This is a genomic window from Enterobacter cloacae complex sp. GF14B, from assembly GCF_004136805.1.
Taxonomy (GTDB): domain Bacteria; phylum Pseudomonadota; class Gammaproteobacteria; order Enterobacterales; family Enterobacteriaceae; genus Enterobacter; species Enterobacter hormaechei_C.
Genome location: NZ_QFRV01000215.1, coordinates 1 through 2004 on the forward strand (window position 1 = coordinate 1; position 2004 = coordinate 2004).

General features: G+C 40.4%; 1 protein-coding gene. It reads right to left on the minus strand.

All coding sequences use genetic code 11. The annotated features are described in order from the left end of the window. Positions 1-1710: 1710 nt before the first annotated feature. Positions 1711-2004: hypothetical protein (locus DD606_RS26050; protein ID WP_219824232.1), on the minus strand; the 294-nt coding region annotated here is incomplete at its 5' end.

A 2004-nucleotide genomic window follows, 5' to 3' on the forward strand; every position in this document is an offset into this window, starting at 1 on the left:
CTCTTCTAGAAGATGAGTAGCGGAAAAATAAGATCTCACCCTCTTGATTTACTTGATTTACAGTTTCCTTTTGCTGTGAATCTGACAGATTTACACTATTTTGACCATAACTTTTTACCTGTAGCTCGAAATGACATGCTTCAAAAGGCAAATTTGACCTTCTCAACATGTTTGATATGAATTTGGACTATTCTTCACGCCCATGCACCAAGGAATTCGGTTTGGAAGGTCCACACTAGGATAGGGAACCTTTTGCTTCCAAGTCTTCTTGTATGGGCCCTTTGCTTGTATGCATCCAAGGGGAATCATGCTTTTTCAAAAGGCTATGATGCTTAAACAAATAGAGGAGGGCCCAATATTATTTGCTTGTGAAAAGAATATACAATTGGAGTCTTTTTGAAAGGAGAAAAACTATATGTATATTCTTAAGAGATATTGGGCCACCTATGTAGGGGGCATAGAAGACTTGTAGAGATGGACAATAATCTTTGGTAAAGACAAGTGGAGAGCTGATTTCCATGGTAATTTATCTATATGGGATGGAAGATGGATATATTATTTTTCTACTACTAATTCACAAGAGGTAAGAAAGTTTGGGGGTATATAGTTGGTTATTGTATGCTTATTCTATTTACAAAGCAAAAAAGAAAAGGGTGGTAATATAAATATCTGACTAAGGTGACATTTTTGGGAAGAGTATAATGTATGTGTCGCCACAAACACTACAAGAGGTTGTGTGCTCTTGTGACGCTATTAGCGACGGAAATACACTGGGTTTTTATAACCCCCGGCGTCGCTAAAACCGTCGCTACGAGCGTCGCTACGAGAGCGTCGCTATATGCGTCGCTATATAGAGACGCTCATAGCGACGCTTATAGCGACGCAGCAGAGCCTTATATAGCGACGGTCATAGCGAGGTCCGAGAGGAAAATTTTTTGGTTCAATGCCCTGCCACCCATCAACCATATTGAATGTTTCATATGTGTATTTACCTTTGAAAAAAAGTGCAAAGGTAAATATAGACCCAAAATAGTCACCCACAAGACAATATAATCATTAACTCCATCATCCATAGTACGTATTGTTTGCAAAATAAAGATACAAAACTGACAAGCGGGAATTGATGAAATTAAATCAATGACAATTGTACACATCATAGACAAACTGAATTGATTGGCAAATGTAATAATGACAATTGTACAACATCATAGGCATAAAGAATTGATTGGCAAAAGGAACTGCGGTGACAAATGTAATAATATACATGGTTCAAAAAGACGTATAAAATCCGTCTCATGATACATAAGCTATGAGAAACCCTAAACTAATGCTATCTAGCTACGGCTAAACTGACGTCGTCTAATCAGACGTCTCATCGCGTCCAAGCGGCGTATCTGTCGGATTCTGCAAAAAAAGACAATAAGACAGCTTTCAGTAAGTATAAACATATAACGACATTTATAAAACAATACAAAAAATAGAAAAGAGTAAACCCTAATACTAACCATGCCGCCGCGAGAACTGAGAATGTCCATCAGGGCGTTTAAGCCCTTCCTGCCTGCGTACTCGCGCTCGTACGGTGTGGGATCACGTCCTGTCATCGACCACTGTCAAAACATACAAAGATTTCATTATGTTAGAATTAAAAAACTCATAAACCCTAAACTATCGAACATAAAGAGCAATGCGAAAACACTTACAAAATCGGCCTCAAATGATGCCCATCCACCGCTCCCCAAGTGGTGCGAGCTCCCTAGGGGCCTCTACTCGCGCTCTGGCTGCATCCTTTTGTTGCTTCCACTTGTCGGGATTCTCGCGCGCTGCTTTCTTTGCATTCTTCCAATCTTCTTTGGCCAGCCAATCTGGCCTGTTCCACCCATGCTTGATTGCTTTTTGCACTTCGGAACGCTTGTGTTTGCAGTATTCGCGCATTCGCATCTTCATCAGGTCTTCATTGAAGCGCTGATCCCGTGTTGGAACGGGAAACTCATCATGAAGTATGCT